Origin of the sequence: Trebonia sp., from assembly GCF_030042015.1 — a bacterium.
Taxonomy (GTDB): Bacteria; Actinomycetota; Actinomycetes; order Streptosporangiales; family Streptosporangiaceae; genus Trebonia.
In genome coordinates this window covers 1-21,852 of record NZ_JASIAL010000068.1, presented here as the reverse complement: position 1 = coordinate 21,852, position 21,852 = coordinate 1, and the positions used below count along the sequence as shown (strand labels likewise).

19 protein-coding genes and 1 pseudogene are annotated in these 21,852 nt (G+C 67.2%); 17 read left to right on the top strand and 3 right to left on the bottom strand.

Annotated features, from left to right (window positions below):
• Positions 1-120: 120 nt before the first annotated feature.
• Together Q1N79_RS03425 and Q1N79_RS03420 are read right to left on the bottom strand one after the other, a co-directional pair.
• Positions 121-732 carry a DUF6461 domain-containing protein gene (locus Q1N79_RS03425; RefSeq protein ID WP_300604216.1) on the bottom strand — a complete coding sequence of 204 codons (612 nt, stop codon included), beginning with the start codon at positions 730-732 and terminating at the stop codon, positions 121-123.
• An 81-nt stretch (positions 733-813) separates the two neighbouring features.
• Complete coding sequence (locus tag Q1N79_RS03420; RefSeq protein WP_300604214.1) at positions 814-2,043, bottom strand: hypothetical protein; 1,230 nt, start codon at positions 2,041-2,043, stop codon at positions 814-816.
• Positions 2,044-2,732: 689 nt separating this feature from the next.
• Between Q1N79_RS03420 and Q1N79_RS03415 the strand changes: the two genes are divergently transcribed.
• The 15 genes from Q1N79_RS03415 to Q1N79_RS03345 all read left to right on the top strand — a co-directional run bounded on the left by Q1N79_RS03415 (position 2,733) and on the right by Q1N79_RS03345 (position 19,764).
• A complete protein-coding gene (locus Q1N79_RS03415) occupies positions 2,733-4,160 on the top strand; it encodes an NB-ARC domain-containing protein (RefSeq protein ID WP_300604212.1) in 1,428 nt (475 codons plus the stop codon).
• 655 nt (positions 4,161-4,815) lie between these two features.
• On the top strand, positions 4,816-5,220 hold the full coding sequence (locus Q1N79_RS03410) for a hypothetical protein (RefSeq protein ID WP_300604210.1): 405 nt from the start codon (positions 4,816-4,818) through the stop codon (positions 5,218-5,220).
• On the top strand, positions 5,217-5,900 hold the full coding sequence (locus tag Q1N79_RS03405) for an alpha/beta hydrolase (RefSeq protein WP_300604207.1): 684 nt from the start codon (positions 5,217-5,219) through the stop codon (positions 5,898-5,900). Before Q1N79_RS03410 ends, Q1N79_RS03405 begins: the two co-directional genes overlap by 4 nt.
• Positions 5,901-6,002: 102 nt before the next feature.
• Positions 6,003-6,959, top strand: a complete 957-nt coding sequence (locus tag Q1N79_RS03400; RefSeq protein ID WP_300604204.1) for an amidohydrolase — start codon at positions 6,003-6,005, stop codon at positions 6,957-6,959.
• Between the two features lie 34 nt (positions 6,960-6,993).
• Positions 6,994-7,710, top strand: coding sequence for an alpha/beta hydrolase (locus tag Q1N79_RS03395; protein ID WP_300604201.1), 717 nt, complete (start codon positions 6,994-6,996; stop codon positions 7,708-7,710).
• A 60-nt stretch (positions 7,711-7,770) separates the two neighbouring features.
• The gene (locus tag Q1N79_RS03390) at positions 7,771-9,417 is read left to right on the top strand and encodes a thiamine pyrophosphate-binding protein (RefSeq protein ID WP_300604198.1); all 1,647 of its coding nucleotides are present in this window, start codon (positions 7,771-7,773) and stop codon (positions 9,415-9,417) included.
• A 23-nt stretch (positions 9,418-9,440) separates the two neighbouring features.
• On the top strand, positions 9,441-11,816 hold the full coding sequence (locus Q1N79_RS03385; protein ID WP_300604195.1) for a CoA transferase: 2,376 nt from the start codon (positions 9,441-9,443) through the stop codon (positions 11,814-11,816).
• A 144-nt stretch (positions 11,817-11,960) separates the two neighbouring features.
• Entirely contained in the window at positions 11,961-13,118 is a 1,158-nt protein-coding gene (locus tag Q1N79_RS03380; protein WP_300604193.1) for a cobalamin-independent methionine synthase II family protein, read from the top strand.
• Between the two features lie 70 nt (positions 13,119-13,188).
• Positions 13,189-13,815: a dioxygenase gene (locus tag Q1N79_RS03375; protein ID WP_300604189.1), complete on the top strand. Its 627-nt coding sequence runs from the start codon at positions 13,189-13,191 to the stop codon at positions 13,813-13,815.
• Between the two features lie 2 nt (positions 13,816-13,817).
• Entirely contained in the window at positions 13,818-14,984 is a 1,167-nt protein-coding gene (locus Q1N79_RS03370) for a thiolase domain-containing protein (RefSeq protein WP_300604187.1), read from the top strand.
• Positions 14,981-15,403 (top strand): Zn-ribbon domain-containing OB-fold protein, encoded by a 423-nt coding sequence (locus Q1N79_RS03365; protein WP_300604185.1) that lies wholly within the window; start codon positions 14,981-14,983, stop codon positions 15,401-15,403. The genes Q1N79_RS03370 and Q1N79_RS03365 overlap by 4 nt, the downstream gene beginning before the upstream one ends.
• Before the next feature lie 16 nt (positions 15,404-15,419).
• Positions 15,420-16,454, top strand: coding sequence for a peptidyl-alpha-hydroxyglycine alpha-amidating lyase family protein (locus Q1N79_RS03360; RefSeq protein ID WP_300604182.1), 1,035 nt, complete (start codon positions 15,420-15,422; stop codon positions 16,452-16,454).
• Between the two features lie 21 nt (positions 16,455-16,475).
• A complete protein-coding gene (locus Q1N79_RS03355) occupies positions 16,476-17,684 on the top strand; it encodes an epoxyalkane--coenzyme M transferase (RefSeq protein ID WP_300604179.1) in 1,209 nt (402 codons plus the stop codon).
• Between the two features lie 13 nt (positions 17,685-17,697).
• Positions 17,698-18,915 (top strand): amidohydrolase family protein, encoded by a 1,218-nt coding sequence (locus tag Q1N79_RS03350; RefSeq protein WP_300604176.1) that lies wholly within the window; start codon positions 17,698-17,700, stop codon positions 18,913-18,915.
• A 255-nt stretch (positions 18,916-19,170) separates the two neighbouring features.
• The gene (locus tag Q1N79_RS03345) at positions 19,171-19,764 is read left to right on the top strand and encodes a phosphate uptake regulator PhoU (RefSeq protein WP_300604173.1); all 594 of its coding nucleotides are present in this window, start codon (positions 19,171-19,173) and stop codon (positions 19,762-19,764) included.
• A 460-nt stretch (positions 19,765-20,224) separates the two neighbouring features.
• Here Q1N79_RS03345 and Q1N79_RS03340 read toward each other — a convergent pair.
• A pseudogene (locus tag Q1N79_RS03340) lies at positions 20,225-20,607 on the bottom strand (NUDIX domain-containing protein); the annotation flags it as partial.
• Between the two features lie 165 nt (positions 20,608-20,772).
• On the opposite strand from Q1N79_RS03340, the gene Q1N79_RS03335 reads away from it, so the two are divergent.
• Complete coding sequence (locus Q1N79_RS03335) at positions 20,773-21,063, top strand: DUF433 domain-containing protein (RefSeq protein WP_300604170.1); 291 nt, start codon at positions 20,773-20,775, stop codon at positions 21,061-21,063.
• 5 nt (positions 21,064-21,068) lie between these two features.
• Positions 21,069-21,449, top strand: a complete 381-nt coding sequence (locus Q1N79_RS03330) for a DUF5615 family PIN-like protein (protein ID WP_300604167.1) — start codon at positions 21,069-21,071, stop codon at positions 21,447-21,449.
• Positions 21,450-21,852 lie beyond the last annotated feature (403 nt).

The following is a 21,852-nucleotide window of genomic DNA, read 5'->3' as shown; positions in this document are numbered from 1 at the left end:
GTCAGTCGATGACACCGGCGGCCGACAGCCCGTCCGCGGTCAGGTACATGCCTCACGACGCCACCGCTGCGGAACTGACCCCGATGGGCTCCAAGTCGAAGCTGCCGGACCTTGGCGGGTTCAGTGCACAGCCCAACCCGTCGGTTCGGCTTGGTCCGGCTGGAACGTCAGCAACCGCCCGAGGCCAACCTCGCGGGGTACCTTGATGCCCATGGCGAGGGTGAGCATATAGAGAAGGGTGTTTCGCAGGTCCTGTTCCAGTTCGTCATCATCTGCATCTGGCGGTGGGTCTACGTCCAGACCAGCCTGGCGCATCGAGGCGAGGAAGCGGTCGGGATCGGTTCCACACCGATCGTACGCCAGCAGCGGCTCAAATGCCGTCACCGTGACGCCGTCAGCGTAGAAGTAGAAGTAGTCGGCGTTCACGCCCATCTCGAACCTGGCAACCTCAGTGTCGGCCGAAAGTTCCAGCGCCGGTCCCTCCAAGTCAAGGGAACTGTAGTTGATCGCGAATGCCCACTCGCCGGCTTGCCCGACCCGAATCCATGGATAGCCAAACGTCTGATAGGTGACCTCTGCAGTTAGCGGCAGAGCTGCTGCCGGATCCGCCCCGAACACTTCGATGAGCCGTTCCGGCGTGGCCCTGCGTGCGAAAATCAGGCCCGCGAACTCGTACTCCTCCGTGACCCAGTCCCAGCCGGGTGCGGTCGGCCCGTCATCGGGTTCAGTCAAGGCGACCTCCTCCGCCCGATCTTGCCATCGAGTACCGGTGCTTCACCAGCGAACTCGCAGGCACCCGAGATGTGCAGTCGGCTACGAGGTGACCGCAACCCAGAACGGGTCCTCGTTGATCAGGCGCGCCGAATTGATAAGGGCTTGGTAACCCTTGCTGCCAAGATCAACGTTCAGCTTGATGGGGATGTGGCCCCGGACACACTTGTCGTGGGCGCTGAAGGTACCGATGACCTCGATGCTATTCCAGAGCCGGGCCGGGTTGTCTCCCGTGTCGCTGGTTTTCACCGCCTTCACCTGCGCACACTCCGCGCCATTGGCTACCGGATCGGGGGGCATGGCGCCACTTTGGTAAGTCCCCGCGAACGGGAACTCGTCGCAGCTGTCGCTCATCGTCACGGAGCCCGCTTTCCACAGGCCGAAGGGCATCGATTTTCTCTTGCAGATCACTTTCCGGTTGCCAGCGGGAGTGCCAACCTTGGGGTTGTTCAGCCGCTTCAGCGGGTCCCCCTCGCCCTTCACTCCCCAGTGCCCGTCCAGGTTCTTCTGCGCCCATGCGATCATCGCCGCCGCTGCGCCGTAGGTGCCACGGGAGATGTCGAGGGTTGGGATGTACTCAGGGACGACGCAGCCGGTCCCGGCTGTCGCCAGGCCGTTGTCGCATCGGTAGTCCCAGGGCGAGTTCCACTTTGGGATGTTTGTCGAGATGAACGGGGGCGATTCGTAGGCGAGAGTGTACTGGGTGGGCGTGGTGATTTTCGCGTTCTTGCCGATGCTGGTCGAGTAGGTGACCGATCCGTTGAGGCCGCCCTTCAAGACCCCGGTGAAGAAAGCGTGCGCCGTGCAATGAGCACCGCACGAGGCGGACAGTGTGGCGGTGACCGGTGCTGTCACCCCGGCTGGGATGGCGGCGACCACTTCGTCTTCCTCGGACCACTTGGCGCTGTTCGCCACCAGGGTGATGTACTGGAAGATGACGACTTCGAGGGTGCCGATTAGCTCGTTGTCCTTGCGGAAGGGGAATGTGATCGACTCCAGCCAGCATTCATGGGTGCGGTCGTAGGAATCGATCACCGGCATGCATTTGGGCAGCGTGAAAGCCGGGTAAAGGCCCACTTGGTGCGCGCCGAAGCTCGGCGCCGAAGCGCTAACCGTGCTGGCGGGATGTGCTTGGGCGGCCGCCGACGCGCTGACCGGTGACAGTGTTATGATCCCAAGGACGACGGCCAGGGCCGCGACAAACGCGGCCCCGCGCGAAAGCCGTCTCGCCGTGTGGATCATGTGAACTCTGATGCGTTTCACGATGATCACTCCTCCTCTGCTCGTAGATGAACTCCCGAAATGGCCACTCGAACACCGGGAGATCGTGAATTGGGTCGTGCCATTCGGGCACTTGCCTGCGCGCCAATAGCCTTGAACCGGGTGGCTCTAGCGGATAGATGAGAGTCGGCCGCTCATAAGGCGAGGAATCGCCTCATCGCCTTAGCCGCAGGTCAGCCGCGTGGAGTGAGCGCCAGGCCCGCCCGCGAGAGACCGGCTCACCTGTGGCTGCGGAATCCGCGGTCTAGCCGGAGCCGACCCGGGCGCGTTACTTTGGTCATCGCGGGCCGATCAATCGACATTCAGCGCGGATGGTAGAGCCGACAATGGGCGATCGCGTATCCGGACGACCCTCGCCGAACGCAGAAGCAACGTGCGCGGATCGTGTCCGCCGCCAGTACCTAGGCCAGCTCGGTCCCGGCGAGGAACTGGGGGTCGAACTTCTCCATGAACTTGCCCGTGAGATCGCCGGCCAGTGCGGGCACAGTGCGTTCAAAGCACACCGCATCGCATAGGGATGGACGGTCGCCGAAGCCGTGGAATCGTTCCACGACATGTGCCGCCGGGAAAGGATCAAGCCCCGGGGGCTGGTAGCACGTTCGTGGATGGAATGGGAAGCGGGATCGCAGCCGAGCTGGGACTATCAGGATTTGCTATCCCGGCTGTTCCACGCTAATCCAGTGCAGCTGGGCTGGGCCGCAGACTATGCTCCGGCCTCGGCAGCTGGCGTGAGCATCCCGGGTGCGGCTTCCCTCGCGGCCGGGCCAACTGAGCGTAGTGGCGCGATCCTACACCTCCCGCCAGACACCGACGATTTCACCGGGCGCGCCGAGCATGTCGACATGGCCGTCCGTATCATCAGCGCGACGGCGCATCGATTCGACAGCAGCGTGCGGATCGCGAGCATCTCTGGCAAGCCCGGCGTCGGGAAGACCACGCTCGCTATCCATGTCGCTCACATGGCCAGAGGGGCTTTCCCCGATGGCCAAATTTACGCAAACCTGCACGGAGCCGAATCTCGAGCGGCAGATCCTTCTGATGTACTTGCCGGATTCCTGCGTGAGCTCGGGGTCGATGGCGCCGATATCCCGGAAGGAATCGACGAGCGGGCACGCATGTATCGCGCGCAGCTCGCACGCAGGCGTGTCCTGGTGGTGCTGGACAACGCCGCCGATGAGTCACAGGTCCGCCCTCTGCTGCCCGGAAGCCGGGGCTGTGCCGTCCTGATCACTAGCAGAACGCGGATGGCCACCCTGGCAGGCGCCCATTCGATACCACTCGACGTGATGTCCTCAACCCAGGCCGCAGACCTCCTCACAGCGATCATCGGCTCGGAGCGGGCATCGGCCGAGCTGGAGGCGCTCGCGGAGATCGCCCGGCACTGCGGTTATCTACCTCTCGCGCTCCGGATCGCTGGTGCCCGGCTGCTGTCACGTCCCGCCTGGCAGATCTCCTGGTTCGCGGCACGTCTTCGAAATGAGAGGCGTCGTCTAGACATGTTGCGAGCGGGTGATCTCGAGGTCCGCGCCTCGTTTGCGCTCAGCTACCGCAGCCGCGACGCTGCCGAGCAACGCGCGTTCAGGATGCTCGGCCTGATCAACTGCGATTTCCCTGCCTGGAACCTCGCCGTCCTGCTCAGCGAGGACTTGGACCATGCCGAGCAGCTGCTCGAACAGCTCGTTGACGCTGAGCTCGCCGAAATCATCGGGGTTGACGCTGCTGGGCTCATCCGCTACCGGCTGCATGACCTGCTCCGAGACTTCGCTCGCGAGGCCATTAACGACAGTGAGCGCTCGGAGGTACGCCAGGAAGTCCTCTGCCGACTCGCCCGGCAGTACGCCGATTCGGCTCAGCTTGCGTCTGCCTTGCTACATCCCGGCGACACTTACACCGATACTGTCTCGCCGCTTGCGGAGAACATTATCCGGGACGACCCTTGGCTCTGGTTTACCTCTGAACGAGCAAACCTTGTCGCCATGGTTGAGCAGACGCACGCTGCCGGACTGTGGGAGGAGACGTGGCTTGCCGTCACCGAGATGGTGAGGGCGATGACCAGAACTTCGCCGTGCGTGCCGACAGGGCCGTCCGTGCCCCGGTTCGCGTCGTAGACTCGAGGCATGAGCGGGATCCGCGATGAGCTCCACCTCCTGGTGGACCAATTGCCGGAGGACCGGCTGGTGCCGGTCCTTCAGTAGATTCGCGGCGATGAGGCTGCGGGGCACCGGAAGCGGGCTGCGGCCACCCTGGCGCAAGTACAGGAGCTCATGCATGGCGGGACTGGCTCCGATGAGGAACTGCTGCGGTTGCACGAGGGAGACCGTGGCTGACGCCTGCGTGGTGGACACCGGGGTGTTCCTGCGCTGGTTCATAGACCAGGACGCCTTCGAGCATGCGCGAGGACTGCAGCAGAGGCTCATCGAGGGTGCGGCGACGGATGTCAATCGGCAGTTACGCCCGCTTTCAGGGGACGCCGCCACACGAGTCCGAGGGGTCCGCGTCGACATGGTGGCACCGGGCAGCTAACACAATCACCGCGTATTCCGAGGTCATCACTGGGTCCGTGCTGCACCGGGCAGACAACGCCGACGAGTACTTCCTGTGGGCGCTCTTCACGCCGTGCCAGGTGTCGGCAGGCAGCCATACGGTCAGTGTTCCAGCGGGATCTGTGGTGATCGTCCCGCCGGGCGAATCGAGCGTCAGGCCCCCAACAGCCGCGAGTACGCTGAACACCCGGTCGGCGTCGCCCCGGTCGAGGCATGGCCGATGCCGCCCGGCGGCTACAAGATCCGCGTCTACCCGCACTCGCACGACGACTTCGAGCAGGTGTCGATCATCCACCCGGGGACGATGGTTCACCACATGCGGCGCGCGTGGTCGCGGAACCTCAACGAGTGGCTACCCGATGAGCACGAGATTCTTACCGCACCGGCCGTCGTGATCTCCAAGCCCCCGGACATCCATACCACGCAGGCGGTCACGGCTGGCGAGCGAGTCGGCCTGATCGACTTCTTCGCGCCCGTGCGGTGGGATTTCTCGAACATCGACGGCATGGTCGTCAACCGCGCGGAGTATCCGATGCTGCCGCAGCAGCCGAAGTCGTATGCCCGCGTCGCCACGGTGTACTCCGCCAGCGACCCGCGGGCGGCATCGAACCGTCGCCCAACATGACGACCGCGGTACTGGTGCACGGCGGCTGGCACAGCGCGTCATGCTGGGACCTGGTTCGGGCCGAACTGACATCCGACGGTATCCGATCGGTGGCGCCGCAGCTCCCCATGACGTCGACCCTGGATGTCGACGCCGCGGTGGTCAGGGGAACTCTCGACAGCCTCGATGACGATGCGGTGGTTGTCGCGCACTCGTGGGGAGGCAGCCCGGTCACGCTGGGCGCCTCGGGTGCGCGGAACGTCCGCCACCTGATCTACCTGGCTGCCTTCATGATTGACGCCGGTCGCCCCGCACCTATCGACATGCGCGAACTGCCGCCCATGGGCATCGTCCAGATCGGGCCGGAGGTTGCCGTCGTCAATCCCGCGTTCGCCTTCGACGCGTTCTACCACGACTGCGATCCGCGGGTCGCCGCGGACTGCATAGCTCAGCTCCGGCCGTTCGCGTGCGTCGGCTGGGACCGGGTCGAGACCTCGGTCGCCCCGGCCTGGAGCCTTTACCCGACGACCTACGTCGTCTGCGCGCAAGACCACGGCATCAAACCGGACGACCAGCGTGCCATGGCGGCAAAGGCAACCGACGCCGTGGAACTTGACACGAGCCACTCGCCGTTCCTGTCGCGGCCGCGGCAGGTGGCTGATCTGATCGCCGAGCGCGTCCGGCTGTACTCCTCTACCTAACCGAAGCTGCCGGAAGCCCGGCTGGTCTGTGCCAACAGGGAAGGCCGGCTGGTCTGTGCCAACAGGGAGGCCGGCTGGTCTGTGCCAACAGGGAGGGGGAGCATGACCCAGCAGCACACGTACGCAGAATCCGCGATCGGCCCGGACATCCCGATCGTGGAAGCGCATCACCACATGTGGCCGGGCGACCGGTACAACCGGCGCGACCTTGAGCGCGACATCAGCCAGGGCCACCGCGTCATCAAGACGGTCTTCATCGACTGCGCGGCGAACTACCGGACCGGCGGTCCCGGCCACCTGAGGCCGGTGGGCGAGACCGAGTGGGCGCTGTCCCAGCAGGGGAGCGACGGAATCTGCGCCGGCATCGTCGGTCACGCGGACATGTACCTGGGGTCCAGGGCAGGCGAGGTGCTGGACGCCCACCTCGAGGCGGGCGGCCGCTCGTTCAAGGGCATCCGGCACAACGTCGCATGGGACCGCCACCCGGACACCAACAACGCGCTGCGCGGCGCGCCGGAATTCGCCCTGCTGGACGCGACCTTCCAGGCCGGCACGGCGGAAGTAGCCAAGCGCGGCCTGGTGTTCGAGACCTGGCTCTACTTCAACCAGCTCGGCGACATGAAGAAGCTCGCCCGTTCCCAGCCGGACCTGCGCATCGTCCTTAACCATCTCGGCGGGCCGGCGTGCAACGGGCCGTACGCGGCCGACCGGCCGGCGATGCTGGCCGAGTGGCGGCGCAACATGGCAGACCTGGCGAAGGCGCCCAACGTCTTCCTCAAGATCGGCGGCATCGGCTACAAGTCGTTCGTCGCGCAGTCCGTGCTGGACGGTCCGCGGTCGTCGGAGTTCCTCGCCGGGTACTGGAAGCCCGAGATCTGCTTCGCCATCGAGACCTTCGGCCCGGAGCGCAGCATGTTCGAGACCAACTATCCGGAGGACAGGCACCTGACCGACTTCGTCGTCTTGTGGAACACCTACAAGCGGATCGCGGCCGACTTCAGCGCCGACGAGCGGTCGTGGCTGTTCGAGAAGGCAGCCCGATCGGTCTACGACATCTGAACCTCACGAAGGGAGGTGCGGGACGGGACGTGACGTGAGCAATCCGGCGACTGCGGTGTTCGTCCACGGTGGATGGCACGACGGGTGGAGCTGGCACCTGGTGCGCAAGCTGCTGGACGCCCGGGGCGTCCCGTCGGTCGCGCTGGACCTCCCGATGACGACGCTCGACCGCGACGCGGCAGTGCTGAGCTCCACGCTGGCCGCGATCGAGGGGAACGCGATTGTCATCTCCCATTCCTGGGGCGGCAGCGTCGCCACGCTCGGCGCGGCCGGCGCGCCCAACGTCCGGCACCTTATTTACATTGCCGCACTGCTGACCGAGGCCGGTCAGCCGACCCTTGGGCCGCCCTCCCTGCTCATCAAGGGCCGCGCGACGCTGCGACCCAAGGTCGTCATCGAGACGGACACGACAACGATCATCGATCGTGAGGTCAGTCTGGCGGCGTTCTACCACGACGTGGAGCCGGCGCTCGCCCGGCAGGCGGCTGCACGGCTGCGGCCATTCCAGAAGACCGGCTATACCGTCATCGAGACTGACGCGGTCGCGGCGTGGCGGACGATCCCGACAACCTATGTGGTGTGCACCGAGGACCGCATGATCCATCCCGATACCCAGCGCGAGATGGCTGCCGCGGCGGCCGCGGCGGGCGCGAAGGTCCGCCAGTGGCCGTCCAGCCACTCGCCGTTCCTCTCCCATCCGGGCCTTGTCGCCGACCTCGTGGCGCTGCGCGCTGAGTCTGCCGGCGGCTGACCGCGACGGCGTAAAATTGTCAGACAATCGGTCAGGCTTCAGTCATCCGCGGGCGGTGCGGTGCAGACAAGCGAGCAGATCGCCGAGATGCTCTGTGCGTACGGCGTGAGTCATTTCTTCTTCGTTCCCGTCGTCCTGCCGGAGACGTGCAAGCGGATGAGCGAGCGCGGCATCCTGCCGGTCATGACGCACGGCGAGAAAGCGGCCGCCTACATGGCCGATGGCTATGCCCGCATCAGCCGCAAGGTAGGGCTCTGCGGTGCGCAGGCGATCGGGTCGACGAACCTGGCAGCAGGCCTGCGCGACGCCTACATGGCCCGGGCGCCGATCGTCGCCCTGTCCGGCGAGCCCAACGCGCAGACCGCCTACCGCAACCTCTACCAGGACCTCGATGACCACGGCGCCTTCGAGGCCGTAACGAAGTGGAACGCGCGCGTGCCCGGCCCGAGCCGCTTCCCCGACCTGCTGCGCCAGGCGTTCCGCGCGGCCAGCTCCGGCGTGCCGCGTCCGGTGCATCTCGCCCTGGTCGGCCGGACCGGCAACTCCGGCGACTCGCCGGCCGAGGGCATCACCCGCGCCGAACCGCGCTACGGCGTGTCGCCGAGCGACCGCCCGATGGCCGCGCCGTCGTCGGTCGCCGCCGCCGTGGAACTGCTCGCCGGCGCCCGGCGGCCGGTCATCCTGGCCGGGAACGGCGTGCCCCGCTCGGGCGCGGCGCGTGAGCTGGCCGCCCTGGCCGAGCAGCTGCGGATCCCCGTCGTCATGACGCTGAACGGCCTGGCGACAATTGGTTTTGACCATCCGCTGTACGGCGGTGTCGTCGGCGAGTACGGGGCGGACTTCGCCAATGCGATCCTGCTGCGCGCTGATGTCGTCCTTGTCATGGGCTCCTCGCTGGGCAGCATGACCACCAAGAACTGGAGCCTCATCCCGGCGGACGCGCAGATCATCCAGGTGGACATCGACGGCGCCGAGATCGGCCGGAACTTCGAGTGCGCGGTGCCGGTGGTCGGCGACGTCGGCGCGGTCATCGGGCAGCTGGCGGCTGCGGCCAGCCGCCAGGGGCCGGCGGAGTGGGCTGCGGAGATCGCTGACATCAGAGCCGGATATCAGGGCGCCGTCCGGGAGAGTGAGACGTCGGACGCCGTGCCGATCCGGCCCGAGCGCCTGTTCAGCATGGTCAGCGATGAGATGGCGGCCGACGCGGTCATGGTCGGTGACACCGGCCACACCGCCTTCTGGACCGCACGCCACATCCGGCTGTCGGCCCGGCAGTCCGTCGTTCGCGCGGCGGGCTCGCTGGGCTGGGGCCTGCCCGCCTCGCTCGGCGTGAAGTGCGCGTGTCCCGATCGTGAGGTCGTCTGCGTGACCGGGGACGCCGGGTTCTTCTATCACCTCAGCGAGCTGGAGACCGCCAGGCGGTACGGGATAAATGTGATCGTGGTGGTCAACAACAACACGTCGATGAATCAGGAAACCTACCTCTGGGATGAAGGTTCGGCCGACCAGCGCAAGAACTGGCAGTTCCACGACACTGCCCTCACCGAGATCGCGCGGGGGTTCGGCTGCCACGGGGCGCGCGTGGACAAGCCCGCCGACTTCGCGGTAGCCATGGATAAGGCCCGGGCATCCGGGCTCCCAGCGGTGATCGACGTCCGGACCGATATCGCGGTCGTCGCACCGCGGAGCTTCGGCCCGGCCCGTTAACCGGCACCGCAGGAGGAGTGACGATGACGCAGACGGCGGTCGGCGCGGGTGTGCTGTCTGGTATCAAGGTGGTCGACTTCGGCCATTTCGTCGCCGGGCCGCTGACAGCCGTAATGCTGGCAGATCAGGGCGCCGAGGTCGTGCACGTGGACCGTCCCGGCGCCGAGCTCGCCGAATCGGACGCGTTCCTGAACCGGGGCAAGCGCCGGATCACCCTCGACCTGAAGGATCCGGCGGACGCGACCATCGCCGCGCGGCTCGCGGCGGGCGCCGACGTCGTCATCGAGAACTTCCGGCCTGGGGTCATGGACCGGCTCGGGCTCGGCTGGCCGCGGCTCGCGCCGGCCGCGCCGCAGCTGATCTACTGCTCGATTCCTGGCTTCGGCCGTGACGATCCGCGCGCGCCAGTACCTGGCTGGGAGGGCGTCGTGGCCGCCGCCACCGCGAACTGCTCCATCCGGGTCGGCCAGGAGCCGCCGGGCTGGGACACTGCCAGGCCTACCTACAGCGCGGTACCGCTGGCCTCGAACTTCGCCGCCTTCCTGGCCGCCACCGCCATCGTGGCGGCGCTGACGTTCCGGCATCGCACCGGCCGGGGGCAGCTGATCGAGATACCGCTCTACCACGCGATGTTCGAGCTGATCGGCAAGGCGGGCGCCTTCGTGGCGGCCGACGGGCTGGCGCCGCCGAAACCGCACCGCGGCAACGGCAGCGGCACGTACGAGTGCGCTGACGGCCGGTACGTCCGGCTGGATCCCATCGGGGGCAGCGCCCGGTTCCTGCGCTGGCTGCTTGACGTCGGTGGCGCGGAGTCCTGGGCGGTGGACGGCCTGACCGACGGTATCCGCCTGGCCAAGAGCAAGGACCTGGAAGAGGAGCTGAAGGAACGGCTGCGCGGCATGTTCCTGGCTCGCACGGCGCAGGAATGGGGAGAGCTGGCCGGCGATGCGGGGGTTCCGCTGGCCTTCATCCGCACTTGCGATGAGTGGATCCGGACGCCGCACGCCCGGGCGGCCGGACATGTCGTGTCCGTCACCGATCCGCTGTTCGGCGAGACATGGATGGCGGGCCTGCCGGTGCACACGGCGGCTGCATCGGGCTGGACGCCGCGGCCGCGCCACCTGCCGGACGCCGACCACGATGCGATAGTCGCCGAGGCCGCCACCCGGGCTGCCGCCACCCGGGCTGCCGCCACCCGGGCTGCCGCCACCCGGGCTGCCGCCACCCGGGCTGCCGCCAGCCCGGCTGAGGACATCACCCGGGCGTTCGAAGGACTGCGGATTCTCGATCTCACGGAGATTCTCGCCGGCCCCACCAGCGGGCGGATCCTCGGCGAGTACGGCGCCGACGTGGTGAAGATCAACGGGCCTAATAGTTCGGTGTCCGCGCACGGCATGGTCAACAGGGGCAAGCGGAGCATCCTGCTCAACGTCGAGGCGGAACGCGGCCAGGGCGTCTTCTGGGAGCTTGCCGCGCGCAGCGACGTGATCATCCAGAACTACCCGCAGGGCACGGCGGACCGATACGGGATCGGCTACCGGCATGTCAAGGCCCGCTTCCCCGACGCGGTCTTCGTGTCGGTGACCTGCTACGGCGAGAACGGTCTGTGGGGTGCCCGCCGCGGCTGGGAGGTGCAGGGACAAGCGGTCACCGGGATGATGGAGCGAGCAGGCGGCGACCACCACGTTCCCGAAGTCCTTGGCCCGTACAACGTGGTCGACTTCGGCTCGGGCGTCATGACGGCATTCGCGGCGTCACTAGGCATCTTCCACCGCACGCGCACCGGCGCCGGCGGGCGGGTCACGGCGTCGCTCGCGCAGACCGCCACGTACCACCAGGCGATCTTCATGCTGGACTACGACGGCAGGCAGCATAGTGAGCCGCGCGGCCCGGAGGCGCTCGGCAGCGGCCCGTTCCAGCGGTACTACCAGGTGCGGGACGGCTGGATCTTCCTCGGCATGAAGCGATCGCAATGGCCTGACCTCCAGTCCGTGCCATGGCTGGCGGCCGCCACCGAAGTCAGCCCGTCCGACCCCGCCAAAGTGCAGCAGGCACTGAACGAAGCGCTGGCCGCCCAAACCGCGGCAGCCGCCGTCCAGACCCTGCAGGAGGCGGGTGTCGGCGCCCACGAGGTGCTGACCACTGAGCAGGTAATGACCAGCGAGCGGGCCAGAAAGCTCGGCCTCAGCCTCATTCAGGAGTCCGACGAGTTCGGCCCCGTCGTGATGCCGGGGCTCACCGTCCGGCTCTCGCAGTCCCCGCTCGTGCTCGGCCGGGCCGCGGGCCGGGCCGGATCGGACGCGGAGAGCATCCTGGCGGAGGTCGGCATGGCCGGACGGATGACAGAGCTGTCCCGGGCCTGGGTGCTGCGCACCGAGGACCTGCCGCGGGCCTGGTAAGCCTGGGTTCCGCTCGCTCCACAGCCCGGAGCGCGTTCACGAGCGCGCGCCGCCGCGCTGGCCCGGCGTTCTCGACGAAGAGCCGGAAATGTATGACGATCAGACAACAAGTGCCAATCTGTCACTGGCAGCGAGGGGAACGCCGTGCATCGCAGCGAGACAAGGTTCCTGACCACGCACACGGGCAGCCTGATCCGCCCGGACACGCTGGTCAGTGAGCCAGCGCGGGACGCCGGCGCGGCTGTGCGCGCCGACTACGCGCACACGCTCACGGCAGCGGTCGCGGAGGTGGTCTCCCGGCAACTGGACGTCGGCCTGGACGTGGTGAACGACGGCGAGTTCGGCAAGTCAAGCTGGGCGGCGTACGCGCTCGGCAGGGTCACCGGCTTCGAGATCCGCGCGGATCAGCTCAAGCCGCTGGACTGGCTCGGCAGGGACCGGGAGCGGTTCAAGGGCTTCTTCACGGATAACCCGGAGCTACCGACCGCGCTGACGGGCGCGCCCGCGCAGGTGTGCGTCGGGCCGATCGAGTACACCGGCCATGAGCTGATCGGCCGCGACCTGGACAACCTGCAGGCGGCCGCGGCCGCTCACCCGGGACGCGAGTTCTTCTTCACCAGCGTGGCCCCGGCGAGCATGGCGTACCAAGGCGTGAACGAGTATTACAAGACCGAGGAGGAGTACGTCTACGCCATGGCCGAGGCGCTGCGGCAGGAGTACCTCGCCATCCACGAGGCGGGGTACATCCTCCAGGTCGACGACGCCGTCCTGGCCAACATGTACGACTACCTCGCCGGGCAGGGCGCGGACGTCTACCGGCGCTGGGCGCAGTTGCGCGTTGACGCGCTCAACCACGCGCTCGCAGGGATTCCCGAGGACCGGATCCGCTATCACGTCTGTTTCGGCAGCTGGCACGTCCCGCATGTGGCCGACGCGCCGCTCTCGGAAATCGTCGACCTCATCCTGCGGGTAAACGCCGGCGCGTACTCCATCGAGGCCGCGAATCCGCGGCACGAGTGGGAGTGGGAGGTGTGGGAGCGGACAAGGCTCCCGGACGGCAAGATCCTTATCCCCGGCGTCATCACCCATCACACGACAACGGTTGAGCACCCGCGGCTGGTCGCCCAGCGGCTCGAGCGGTTCGCCCGGATCGTCGGCCCGGGCAGCGTCATCGGCGGTGCTGACTGCGGTTTCGCTCAGTCGTCGGCCCTCAGGCGCACGCACCCCGAGGTGGCGTGGGCGAAGTTCGGCTCCCTCGTTGCCGGCGCACAAATTGCATCGCAACGTATTTGGGGTTCATGACGACGCCAGGCAGCGCATAACCGATTTGACTCCCCATCAGGAGCCGGATAATCCCGGAAAGGAGATCACCATGACGGTGCAAGCGCAGGCCACTGACAGTGAGTTCCTGGACCGGGGCGTAGCCGGCGTGATGGCAGGCAAGACGCCGGGCGTGCGGGCAACGCCGCCGCCAGGCCCGGGCGAGCTGCCGCAGACGCCGCAGGAGGTCGAGGGACCTTTCTTCCGGCTCGGTGCCCCGAACCGGTCGAATCTGCTGGAACCCGGCGACGAACCGGAGATCATCATCACCGGCCGGGTCCTGACTGAGAAGGGCACGCCCATCCCCGGCGCGGTCGTGAACTTCTGGTCCAGCAACAAGTTCGGTGACTACGACGCAGTCGGCTACCAGTACACCGGCTACGTGGTGACCGACACGGCGGGCCGCTATGAGGTCACTTCGATCATCCCCGGCTGCTACCAGCCCCGCAACGCCAAGCATATCCACGTCAAGGTGCAAGGGATCAGCAGGCCGATCACCACCCAGCTCTTCATCGAGGGCGAGCCGCACAACACCGACGACGAGTACTACAACCCTGACCTGCTCGTGCCCTGCACGGTCGACGGGAACGGTGTCAAGCACGGCACCTTCGACTTCGTCATCAAGCAGTTCACCGAAGAGGAGAACGTCACCGCGGAGACCCTCGCGGCCCGGGTGTGAGCGTGACCATTCGTGGCAAGGCCCACATCGCCGGTGCCTACGAGCACCCGGACCGCCGGATTGCCGGCAAGTCGATTGCCCAGGTGCACGCGGAGGTGGCACTCGGCGCGTTGGCCGACGCTGGCCTGTCGCTCAGCGACGTCGACGCGTACTTCTGCGCCGGCGACGCGCCCGGGTTCGGGCCGATCTCGATGGCCGACTATCTCGGGCTGCGGCGGCTGCACTACGCGGATTCGACGGAGACCGGCGGCTCCTCCTACGTGGCGCACGTCGGCCACGCGGCCGTAGCGATCGCCGCGGGAAAGTGCCGTGTCGCCCTCATCACGCTCGCCGGGCTGCCCAGGTCGCAGCGGACGCCCCGTGCATCCGCGTCGGGGCTGGCGCCGGAGGCAGCGTTCGAGCAGCCGTTCGGGCCGACCACGGTGTCGATGTACGCGCTGGCGGCCCGGCGGCACATGTACGAATACGGCACGACGAGCGCCCAGCTGGCGGCGATCAAGGTGGCGGCGTCCCGGCACGCGCAGCACAACCCGAACGCGATGCTGCGCACGCCGGTGACCGTTGCGGAGGTCCTTGATTCGCCAATGATCAGCGATCCGCTGCACCGGCTGGATTGCTGCGTGATCAGCGACGGCGGCGGGGCGCTCGTCGTGGTGGCACCGGAGGTAGCCAGGGACCTGCCCCGGCAGACCGTCAAGGTGCTCGGCCACGGCGAGTCGCCGAAGCTAGCGGACAACGGTCGCATCGACCTGACCTGCACTGGCGCGGTGTGGTCCGGACCGCGGGCGTTCGAGGAGGCAGGCGTGACGGTCGGCGACATCGACTACGCGTCGATCTACGACTCGTTCACGATCACGGTGCTCCAGACGATCGAGGACCTGGGGTTCTGCGAGAAGGGCAAGGGCGGCGCGTTCGCGGCCGACGGCTCCCTGGAGGCGCCGCACGGCCGCCTCCCCTTCAACACCGACGGCGGCGGCCTGTGCAACAACCACCCGGTGAACCGCGGCGGGATGACGAAGGTGATCGAGGCGGTCCGGCAGCTGCGCGGCGAGGCCAACGGCCCGGTGCAGGTGCCCGACTGCGAGATCGCGCTCGCGCACGGCAACGGCGGGTCGCTGGGCACCCGGTCGGCCGCCGCGACGCTCATCCTCGGCCGGGAGGACGCGTGAGCACGCAGGCCGGGTCGCTTCCCGCGCCCGCGCCGGCGGTCAACCCGGAGACCAAGGAATTCTGGGCGGCGACGGCGGAGGGCGGGCTGCTGCTGAAGCGCTGCCTGGACTGCGGCGGCGTGATCTGGTACCCGCGAGCGATCTGCCCGGAATGCTACAGCCTGCACACCGAGTGGTTCGAGGCGTCCGGCCGCGGCCGCGTCTACAGCTACACGGTCAACTACCGCCCTGAGGGCGCGTACCAGGACTGCGCGTCGATCGTGCTGGCCTACGTCGAGCTCGACGAGGGCCCGCGGATCATGACCAACATCGTCGCGGCCGATGGCGCTGATCTCGTCGTCGGCCTGCCAGTCGAGGTCGAGTTCCACGACACCGGAGAAGGTAGCGCCCTGCCCAGGTTCCGGCCCGCGGCCAGCTAACGGAAGGACTACCGCGATGCGAGGAGACACGACGGCGCCGCCGACCGCTGACTTCAGGTACGAGGCCGACGCGCAGTGGGAAAAGCTCCCGGCGGGGATCTCTCACCGTGACGTGTCGGCGGTCGACACCGACTCCCAGGACCGGGTGTACCTGCTGACGAGATATGACTCCAACCTGCTCGTGTATGAGCCAGACGGCACTTTCATCACCGCCTGGGGCGGGGAGAACTTTACCAACCCGCACGGGCTGACCGTCGGGCCTGACGACTCGGTGTGGACCGTGGACAACGGGGACCACACCGTACGGAAGTTTTCTCCGGACGGGAAGCTGCTGCTGACGCTTGGCCGGCCCGGCCAGCCCTCGGACACCGGCAACAGGAAGGGCGGCCCGTTCGTCGTCCACAACGTCGAGACCGTCGAGCGGGCGGGCGAGCCGTTCAACGGCTGCACCAACCTGGCGATCAACTCGGCCGGGCGCATCTACGTCGCGGACGGCTACGGCAACTGCCGGGTCCACGTGTTCTCCCCTGACGGGGAGCTGATCACGTCGTGGGGTGAGGTGGGGGTCGGCGCCGGCCAGTTCCACCTGCCGCATGGCATCGCGGTCGGCCCCGATGACCGGGTGCACGTCTGCGACCGGGAGAACGACCGCATCCAGGTCTTCGATCCCGACGGCCGCTACCTCACGGAATGGACCGATGTGCAACGTCCCTGCCACGTCGCCATCGACGCCGACGGCTATTCGTATGTAGCGGAGCTGTGGCGGCCCAAAGGCAAGGGCTCCTTCACGCACGGGTTCATGCGCGAGGATCATCCCGGCCGGGTCACGATCTTCGCGTCCGACGGCTCCATCGTGGCCAGGTGGGGCGCGAGCACGGTCAGCCGGACCGCGCCGGGCAACTTCATCGCCCCGCACGGCATCGCCGTTGACTCACGCGGCGACCTGTACGTCTGCGAGGTTTCCTACACCTTCGGGGTTGGGCAGGGCGGCGTAGGCCCGGCCGAGGCGGCCGCTCATCAGATCCAGAAGTTCACCCGGCGCACCTCGTAACCACGGAAGGAACGGGCGCAGATGAGGCATAGCACCGACCGGATCCGGTCGACGCACGGCGGGAACCTGCCGCGGCCGGCGGAGTTCGACACGCTGCTGCAGCAGGGCCCGGTGGTGACGGCGGAGGTGGCTGCGGAGCTGCCGGCCGCGGTGCGGTACGTGGTGGATCGTCAGCTCGAGTGCGGTGTGGATGTCGTTAACGACGGCGAGTACGTGAAGGCCGCAGGCGGGGGAGCGTACTCCGGGTACATCCATCAGCGGGTGACCGGGTGGGAGTTGCTGCCGGTCGACGCCTCGAAGCCGCGCAAGCGTGATGGCGTCGGCGGGCGGGAACGGCGCATGTTCCCCGGATTCTACGAATCGGGGCTATGGCTGCAGGGGTCGGGTGGCCCGGTCCGGCCCGGCTACTTCAAGCCCGGCCGGCCACCGGAGCCGACCACTGAGCGGGTCGCCACCGGCCCGGTCACCTACACCGGGCACGATGCCATCAAGGCCGACGTTGCGGCGCTCACCAAGGCGCTGGCAGGCAAGCCCGCCGAGGTGGAGGGTTTCGTGGCGGCGCTGGGCCCGCTGAGCCTGGGCGCGGGGGCGCGCAACGAGTACTACTCCACCGAGGAGGAGTACATGACCGCGGTCGCCGAGGTGGTCCGGGAGGAGTACAAGGTGATCACCGACGCGGGGTTCATCGTGCAGATCGACGAGCCGGAGTTCGCCACCTCGTGGCAGTTCTATCCCGACTGGGACGTGCCCCGGTACCGTCAGTACCTGGAGTTCTGCGTGGAGATCATCAACCACGCGCTGAACGGGCTGCCAGCTGACCAGATCCGGTTCCACGTCTGCTGGGGCAGCGGACACCGGCCGCATGTGACCGATATCGACCTGGTGCACATCGGCGACCTGCTGGTCAAGATCAACGCCCAGGCATACTCCGTCGAGGCCGGCAACGTCCGGCACGCCCACGAGTGGACCGTGTGGCGCGACATCAAGCTGCCTGACGGCAAGATCCTGGTGCCCGGCGTCATCTCGCACGCGACCGACTTGGTCGAGGCCCCAGGCCTGGTCGCCGAGCGGCTAGTCAACTATGCCAGCGTCGCGGGCCGCGAGAACGTCCAAGCCGGCACGGACTGCGGCATCGGATCACGCGTCGGACACGAGGAAATCGTCTGGGCCAAGCTTCGCGCCATGGCACAGGGCTGCGAACTGGCGAGCAAGAAGCTGTGGGGAAAGTGAGGAGGCGACCGGCATGACCTACGACCTGCTGATCAAGGGAGGCCACGTCCTGGATCCCGGCCAGGGGCTGGACGGAGTCCTGGACATCGCGATCACCGGCGGCAAGATCGCGCGGATCGCCTCCGACATCCCGGCGCAGGACGCGGCTCGCGTCCTTGAGATCCGTGGCGCGAGCCGGCGCGTCGTGCCAGGACTAATCGACCTTCACACGCACGTCGCCGACGGTGCGATCACCGAGGGTGTGGGCATGGGCATGTGCGATGCCGACGCCATCGGAGTGCGCTCCGGTGTTACCACAGTCGCGGACTGCGGGTCGGTCGGCGTCGCCAACCTCGGCGTCTTCCCCGCCCACATCCTGCCCAAGGCCAAGACCCGGGTCATAACGATGGTGAACGCTGGCAGCTATGCGCACACCATGCCTGGTCCGGCGGACATCAACACGCTCGACGACATCAACAGGGACGCCTTGCAGAAGGCCGTCGAGCACAATCCCGGGCTCATTGCAGGGGTCAAGCTCCGCATCGTCGGCCCGGCCTTCGCGGACAAGGGCGAGGACATCATCACCAAGGCCAAGGCAGCGGCCAGGGATCTCGACGTACCTCTGATGGTGCACATCGGCGACTTCACCGCAAAGGATGAGGCGTCGGCGGCACGGCGTGGCGAGCTGACCCGATTCCTGCTGCGGACATTCGAGCCAGGCGACATCCTGACCCACCTGTGCACGCCGAACTCCGGGCGCGTCCTCGACCCGTCCGGCAAGCCGTACCCAGAGGTCGCCGAGGCCCGCGCCAACGGCGTCGTGCTCGACTCGGCGCTCGGCCGCGGCAACTTCGGCATCGAGATCGCCAGGCGGCAAGCCGACCTGGGCCTGTATCCCGACACCATCAGCAGCGACCTGACCGCAATGGGCCAGAGCTTCCACAGCCTGCTTGAGTGCATGGCCAAGTTCATGTCGATTGGCTACACGCTGGCTGACGTGGTCAAGGCAACCACCTCTAGTGCGGCCAGGGCGCTCAGCCAGCAAGACGAACTCGGGGCTATCGCGGTCGGGCGGGACGCCGACCTGAGCATCATCGACGTTGCTGAGGGCGACTTCACGTTCACTGACACCACCGGGCAGGTGTTCCGGGGCGGATACGGACTGGTCCCTGTCTACACGCTGAAGGCGGGCGAGGAGTTCTCTCCGGGGTGGGGAACGCACCCGTGGGGCTGGCTGCCCGCATCTGTGTAGGTCTTGCCTGCCGACGATGGGCAGGCCGGGCTGCACGCCCCGTCGGCCCTGGCCGTCCGCCGGATCCTGCACGCCGCCGGGCTGGTGACCCTCGAGCCACGCAAGCGGTCGCGCTGGAAGAGATATCAGGGGAAACTAGTCCTGCCGCCCCGCACAGCCGGCGGCCGTGGCTGCGCAGGCAGCCTCCACCGCGCAGGTCCCGTAGGGACCGCCGCGCGCTCTGGCCGGCGCCCCGCCGGAAGCTACGCTCTGGGGGTGGCCGGGAACCGCACGGACTTCGCGCAGTCGATGGATGACCTTGAGGCCAAGGTGATCAAGCTGTTCGCGATGATCGCCGAGGACCAGGACCTGCCCGCCGCCACGCAGGCCCTGCTAGGCGGCGGGCAGGAGGCGGTGACGGCGCTGGCCGAACGGAAGCAAGTGATCGACGCCCTGTACGTGGAGGTCGAGCAGCTGTCGGGCCGGGAGATCCTGCTGCAGGCACCGGTCGTGTCTGACCTGCGGTTCCTGCTCACGGTGCTGCGGATCGTGCCCGAACTGGAACGCTCCCACGATCTCGTCATGGACGTCGCCGCCCGGGCCGGGCGCATCCGCGACACCGGCCTGTCCGCGGGCAGCCGCGAGCTCGCCCGGAAGATGGCACACCTCGCGACGGGCATGTGGCGGCAGGCGGTCGACGCCTGGTACAGCCGTGACCGGACCGCCGTTACGGTGATGGCCGAGCGCAACACGCGGATGGTCGAGTTGCACGCCAGCATGACAGCCGAAATCGCCGCAGGCAGAGCCGGTGCGGGCCACGATGGAGGTGACCTTGGCGGCACGGGACTACCCTGCCCGCCAGGATCCTGAGCCGACAGTGAGTGTTCAACCGGAGGTGGACGGTGGCGGTGGACGGTGGCGGTCTGGTGAACGACTCGAAACCCCGGCCTTCTGCATGCAACCAACGGGCACCGAGTCTAGGGTTTGCCCAGTTCAGCCCATGCGCCAGTGACAATGGAATGTCACTTCTACTCGAATATGTGCACGAAAAATCGTGGAGCTAAGGGGATTCGAACCCCTGACCTTCTGCATGCCATGCACGCAAGTTTTGTCGGAGGCGGTCTGCCTGGGTCTTCTTAGTGCAGGTCGGGGCGCTACAGCAGTCTGAGATGATCGCGCTGAGTCCGGCGAAAACTGATGCCGTAGTCACTAGTCAAGTCACTATTTCCGGCCCTTTCACCGCGCGGCGGCGGTCGGCGCGAGCGTTTGCTGAGCCCAGTGGCCGGCCGCCCGTGAAGGCCTGCGTTGGCCGCCATCGTTCAGATTCCTGGACCCAACGGACCTCGCTTGACTCACTGCTGGGAGTCGGTTTCCCGCCCACTGGCCGGGCGGTGAGGACAATGGAGAACTCCTGCCGTGCCTCGCCGTTGCTGGTGTAGACGATCACGTGCTTGGGGTCGGAGTAGATCCCGACATCCCGGTGATCGCGCACTCGACGCCGGACTCCTCGAGCGTCTCGCGGACCGCCGCCTGGGCGACGGACTCGCCGAGGTCGATCGCGCCGCCGGGGACGGCCCAGTTGCCGTTATCGGTGCGGCGGATCAGCAGCATCTCGTCTGCGTCGTTGACGACGACCACGTTGACGGAAGGGACCAGGCTGTTCGCCCTCGGCGCCTCGGGGGAGTCGTAGTAATCGATCCTCTGCGGGCTCATCAGCGCATCCTCTCGGGAACGGCCTCCAGGTCGTGCGGGCTGATGACTACTTTGTCAGCCTTCAACACGTTCACATTACACGTCGAGTATGGTCGTGAATGTTAGTAGCAAATCGACCAAATCATCGGCCGCTGCAAGCGCTCGACGATCATCTGGGAGGTGGCGATGACCGAGGCAGGCGCGGTGCGCTGGGCGGCTCGGGCCCGGCGGGCGTACGCTGAAGACGTGGCGTACGAGCGGATTACCATCGACCCGAACCGGATGAGCGGCCTGCCCTGCATCCGCGACACCCGGGTTACGGTGAGCGCAGTCCTGGGCCAGCTCGCGGCCGGGCTGACGATCCCTGAGCTTCTCGACGACTTCCCGTACCTGGACCGGGCCGATGTCCTGGCCGCCCTGGAGTACGCCGCGGCGGCCGTGCAGGAGCGCGAGCTGCCGCTAGCCCACTCGGCGTAGCCGACGTGCGTCTCCTCATCGACGCCAACCTGTCGCCGAAGGTCGCCGCTGCCCTGAGCAAGGCCGGACTGGAGTCCGTCCACGTCGGAGACGTGGGGCTGCTCACGGCACCCGACCGGGCCATCCTCGACTACGCCGCCGCCAACGCCCTGGTGATCGTCTCCGCCGACAGCGACTTCGGCGAGCTGCTAGCCGCCGCCCGCGGGGCGACGCGGCCCTCGGTCGTCCTTCTCCGCTCCGCCGACCTGTTCACATCCGACCAGCAGGCAGCGCTGCTCGCGGCGAACCTGCCAGCGGTGGCGGAGGACCTGGAGGCAGGCGCGATCGTCACCATCGCGCGGGGCCGGATGCGGATCCGGTCACTGCCCATCGTTCCCGCCGGCTGACCCCATCGAAGAATGCGATTTGGCGAGTCTAAGCGGCGAGCTCCTGACTGTCGAGTGGCAGCTCAGTCTTGACGTCGCGACAACACTGTCTCCCGCATGCCGGAAAATGAGAGCTGTTGCTAGGAGGAAAACTGTCGTTGCAACCAACGGGTGAACCGGCCTGAATTGTCTTCGCCAGCAACGAAATCCCCACTGGGAAGAATTGCGCATTGACATCGTTCGGTAGTCAGCTCGATCTCTCCTCCTGAAAATGCTACCAGTCTACAGTAGTTTGAAGCAAATCTTGCTTGAATTGATCCATGTCGCACCCAGATTCCTCCTGAAGTTGCAACATATCAGGGTCATCGAGTTGCATCGTGCGTCCCTCGCACAATGCCAGAAGGGTGCGGCTCTTTTGCGGTGA